The sequence below is a fragment of the Methylobrevis pamukkalensis genome (assembly GCF_001720135.1).
GTDB classification, from domain to species: Bacteria; Pseudomonadota; Alphaproteobacteria; order Rhizobiales; family Pleomorphomonadaceae; genus Methylobrevis; species Methylobrevis pamukkalensis.
In genome coordinates this window covers 1-5,223 of record NZ_MCRJ01000180.1, presented here as the reverse complement: position 1 = coordinate 5,223, position 5,223 = coordinate 1, and the positions used below count along the sequence as shown (strand labels likewise).

Here is a 5,223-nt window from a genome sequence, read left to right as displayed (position 1 = left end):
CGGCGCGTCTCGGCGCCGGCGGTTCCGGGGCGGGCGTCGGCGCTGCGGTCACCGCCGCCTTCGGCTCCGGCTCGGGGGCAGGGGCAAGACGCCGGTACCGCCCCCCGGGCGCAGTGGTCGGCGCAGTGGCCGGCGCCGCGGCCGGCCTCGGAACCGGGGCAGGCGGCGCGCCGTCGATCACGTCGTCCGGCAGGCTGCGGGCGAGAATGCGGTCCACCTCCGTCTGGGCCTCGACGATGCGGCGGAAGCTGCGGTCGTGGAAGATGCGGGCGCGGGCCAGCGTGTCGTGGCGGCCGCGATGGGACGACAGCGCCTCCTCCACACCGTCGATCACATAGTGGCCGGTGTCGGTCATCTTGAAGCGGCGCGCGTCCTTCAGGGTCCGCTCGACCCACTTGACGACGCAGGCCGGCGAGACCGGCTTGACGAGGAAGTGGTTTGCGCCGGCGCGGAGCGCCCGCTCCACCGCCGCGCGGGTCGCGTGGGCGGAGAGCACCAGCAGGGGCACGAAGGAGAGCGGTGCCATCTGCTTCATGCGGATCGTGCGCAGGAGCTGGTAGCCGGACATGCCCGGCAGGCGCCAGTCGGTGATGATCAGGTTCGGCGGCTCGGCCAGCATCGCCTCCAGCGCGTCCTCGGCCGACTCGAAGCAGCGGATCCGGCGGGCATGCAGCCCGGACAGCATGGAGCGCATCATCATCTGCATCGGCTTGGAATCCTCGATCACGATGATGTCGAGGAATTCGGCGGGCAAACCGTAGCTGCTGTGATGGATCATCGACCGCCTGTTCCTGCTGCTGAAAGAGGGACCGGATCTCGCCGTCGCGGCGGTCCGGCCTTCTTTGGTGCGGGCGCCGGGAGCATCGGCGCGAACCCTCCGCAGCTAAGCGGAAAAGCCCTGCGGAAGCCTTCGGGAGGAGCCTCGGATTTGATGAAAAGATTAACTCAATTTTAGAGAATCGCGTCGGCGAAATGCCCATACACACACCATATGTAGGGATAGCGTGAATGTGAGACACTATAGCTTGACCGCGCTCGTCCGACTCGCCTAGATTGAAAGCGTTGGGAAAACGCGCGGACGACGCGGTTTTCCGAACTTTTCATCCACCGCTCACGGACGTTGCCATCCCCGAATCGACGCGCCTCGGCTGCGCGAAACGGGACAGGGCGTCAAACGGGAAAGTCGAGGCGTGCCGGATCCGCGATAGTTTCGTGGATAACCGTCCTGCGCTGTTGATGACACCCGCGCCCCCGATTGGCTCACTCTCTGAACGGCGCCATATGTTGGGAAATGTCCCGACTGCGGACACTATATCTGGAAGGACGAAGACGATGCGGGTTGAACGGCGGTTTACGACGGCGGGACGGTCGGCCTATGCGGAGCTCGAGTTTCGTGCAGCCACGAGCGAGATCCGCAATCCGGACGGCTCTGTCGTCTTCCGCGCCGAGAATCTGATGGTGCCGTCGTCCTGGAGCCAGGTCGCCGCCGACATTCTCGCCCAGAAGTATTTCCGCAAGGCCGGCGTGCCGAAGGCGCTGAAGAAGGTCGAGGAGGAGACGGTTCCCTCCTGGCTGTGGCGTTCGGTGCCCGACGAGGCGGCGCTGGCGAAGCTCCCCGAGGGTGAGCGCACCGGCGGCGAGACCGATTCCCGCGAGGTCTTCGACCGTCTCGCCGGCACCTGGACCTACTGGGGCTGGAAGGGTGGCTATTTCACCACCGAGGAAGACGCCTCGGCCTTCCATGACGAGCTGCGCTACATGCTCGCCACCCAGCGCTGCGCCCCCAACTCGCCGCAGTGGTTCAACACCGGCCTGCACTGGGCCTACGGCATCGACGGTCCGGGCCAGGGCCACTATTACGTCGACTACATCACCGGTGAACTGACGCGCTCGGCCTCGGCCTACGAGCATCCGCAGCCGCACGCCTGCTTCATCCAGTCGGTCGAGGACGATCTCGTCAACGAGAACGGCATCATGGACCTGTGGGTCCGCGAGGCGCGCCTGTTCAAGTACGGTTCGGGCACCGGCTCCAACTTCTCGCGTCTGCGCGGCGAGGGCGAGAAGCTCTCCGGCGGCGGCCGTTCGTCCGGCCTGATGAGCTTCCTCAAGATCGGCGACCGCGCGGCCGGCGCCATCAAGTCGGGCGGCACCACGCGCCGCGCCGCCAAGATGGTCGTGGTCGACGCCGACCATCCGGACATCGAGCAGTATATCAACTGGAAGGTCCGCGAGGAGCAGAAGGTCGCCGCGCTGGTGGCCGGCTCCAAGGCCTGCTCCAAGCACCTCAGCGCCATCATGAAGGCCTGCATCAACTGCGAGGGCGAGGGCGAGGACTGCTTCGACCCGATGAAGAACCCCGCGCTGAAGCGCGAGATCCGCGCCGCCAAGAAGGCGTCGGTGCCGGAGAACTACATCCGCCGCGTGATCCAGTTCGCCCGCCAGGGCTACACGTCGATCGACTTCCCGGTGCTGGACACCGACTGGGATTCGGAGGCCTATCTCACCGTCTCGGGCCAGAACTCGAACAACTCGGTGCGCGTCACGACGAGTTCCTGCGCGCGGTCGAGACCAACGGCGACTGGAACCTGACCGCCCGCAAGGACGGCAAGGTGATGAAGACGCTGAAGGCCCGTGATCTCTGGGAAGACATCGGCCACGCCGCCTGGGCCTCGGCCGATCCGGGCCTGCAGTATCACACCACCATCAACGACTGGCACACCTGCCCGGCGTCGGGAGAGATCCGCGCGTCCAATCCGTGCTCGGAATACATGTTCCTCGACGACACGGCCTGCAATCTCGCCTCGCTGAACCTGCTCACCTTCCGCAACGCCGACAACTCCTTCGACGTCGACGGCTTCGAGCATGGCGTGCGGCTGTGGACGATGGTGCTCGAGATCTCGGTGCTGATGGCGCAGTTCCCGTCGAAGGAAATCGCGCGTCTCTCCTACGAGTTCCGCACCCTCGGCCTCGGCTATGCCAACATCGGCGGCCTGCTGATGTCGTCGGGCATTCCCTACGACAGCGACGAGGGCCGGGCGATCTGCGGCGCGATCTCGGCGGTGATGACCGGCATTTCCTACGCGACCTCGGCGGAAATGGCGGCCGAGCTCGGCACCTTCCCGGGCTACCCCCAGAACGCCGAGCACATGCTGCGGGTGATCCGCAACCATCGCCGCGCCGCCCATGGCGCCACCTCGGGCTATGAGGGCCTGTCGATCGATCCGGTGCCGCTGGACCACAGCGGCGCCTGCAAAGACGCCGCGCTGGTGGCGGCCGCCAAGGCTGCCTGGGACAAGGCCCTGTCGCTCGGCGAGGCCCACGGCTTCCGCAATGCGCAGGTCTCGGTGATCGCCCCGACCGGCACCATCGGCCTCGTCATGGACTGCGACACCACCGGCATCGAGCCCGACTTCGCGCTGGTGAAGTTCAAGAAGCTCGCCGGCGGCGGCTACTTCAAGATCATCAACCGCGCCGTGCCCGAAGCGCTGCGTGCCCTCGGCTACCCGGAAAACCAGATCGCCGAGATCGAGGCCTATGCGGTCGGCCACGGCTCGATCGACCAGGCGCCGGCGGTCAACCCCGGCCGTCTTGCCGCCAAGGGCTTCTCGCCCGAGGCGATCGAGAAGCTGCGCGGGGCAGTGAAGTCGGCCTTCGACATCAAGTTCGTGTTCAACCGCTGGACCCTCGGCGAGGAGGAGATGGCGCGGCTCGGCGTCACCGCCGACCTGATGAACGACCCGGCCTTCGACCTGCTCTCCTACCTCGGCTTCAACAAGGCCGACATCGAGGCGGCGAACACCCACATCTGCGGGGCGATGACGCTGGAGGGCGCGCCCTTCCTGAAGCCCGAGCACCTGCCGGTGTTCGACTGCGCCAACGCCTGCGGCCGGCTCGGCAAGCGCTACCTGTCGGTCACCAGCCACATCCACATGATGGCGGCGGCCCAGCCCTTCATCTCGGGCGCGATCTCCAAGACCATCAACATGCCGAACGAGGCGACGGTCGAGGATTGCAAGGAAGCCTACATGCTGTCCTGGCGCCTGGCCCTCAAGGCCAACGCGCTCTACCGCGACGGCTCCAAGCTGAGCCAGCCGCTCAACAGCCAGCTGATCGCCGACGACGAGGACGAGGCCGAGGACGCCGTCGAGGCGATCGTGGCCGAGAAGTCGGCGGCGGCGCGGGCCGCGGTTGCGGCCGAGAAGATCGTCGAGCGCATCATCGAGCGCGAGATCCGCATCCGGGACCGCGAGAAGCTGCCGGGCCGCCGCAAGGGCTACACCCAGAAGGCGATCGTCGGCGGCCACAAGGTCTACCTGCGCACCGGCGAATACGACGACGGCCGCCTCGGCGAGATCTTCATCGACATGCACAAGGAAGGCGCGGCCTTCCGGGCGATGATGAACAACTTCGCCATCGCCATCTCGCTCGGCCTGCAATACGGCGTGCCGCTGGAGGAGTATGTGGAGGCCTTCACCTTCACCCGCTTCGAGCCGGCCGGCATGGTGCAGGGCAATGACGCGATCAAGAACGCGACGTCGATCCTCGACTACGTGTTCCGCGAACTGGCGGTCTCCTATCTCGGCCGTCACGACCTTGCCCACGTCCGTCCCGACGACAGCGCCACCTCGATCGGCGGCGGCATCACCGAGGAGAAGCCGCAGCTGACCCCGGTCAGCCACGGCCTCGTCCGCGGCAAGACCGAGCGGTTCAAGGTTCTGCCGGGCGCCGGCGAGCCCAAGGGCGCGGCCGGGCAGGGGGCAACCGCCACCGCCGTCAGCAACGTCTCGGCCTTCGCCACCGCCCGCTCCACGGTGACCGTCACCGCCCGCGGCGGCGCCGCAGCCACCGCCTTCAAGCGCGACATCGACGCGGGCCCCGCCCGCGAACTGGAAACCGGCAGCGCCGAAATCACCCCCGCCGCCCGCGCCCAGTCCGACCTCGCCGTCCGCGTCGCCCAGGCGAAAGCCCAGGGCTACGTCGGCGAAAGCTGCAACGAGTGCGGGAATTTTACCATGGTGCGGAATGGCACGTGCCTGAAGTGCGAGACGTGCGGGAGCACGAACGGCTGTAGCTGAGGAATAAAAAAGGGGGGGACGTCACATGACGTCTCCCCTTTTTTGCAATGCGAAGAGCAGAAGGAGACCAATGAACGCCAGTTCGCAGAGTTCAGCTGGAAATACGCGCGGTCGTGCCAGATGGCGCTATCGCGCAAAAATGCGAGCG

Annotated in this window: 1 protein-coding gene and 1 pseudogene; one reads left to right on the top strand and one right to left on the bottom strand. The window is 66.8% G+C overall.

Going from position 1 to position 5,223, the window contains the following annotated elements:
• Positions 1-778, bottom strand: a 778-nt coding sequence (locus tag A6302_RS19205) for a response regulator (protein ID WP_069308375.1), incomplete at its 3' end; no start/stop codon positions are given.
• 554 nt (positions 779-1,332) lie between these two features.
• Here A6302_RS19205 and A6302_RS19200 point away from each other — a divergent pair.
• Positions 1,333-5,075, top strand: a pseudogene (locus A6302_RS19200) (vitamin B12-dependent ribonucleotide reductase).
• Positions 5,076-5,223: the final 148 nt, after the last annotated feature.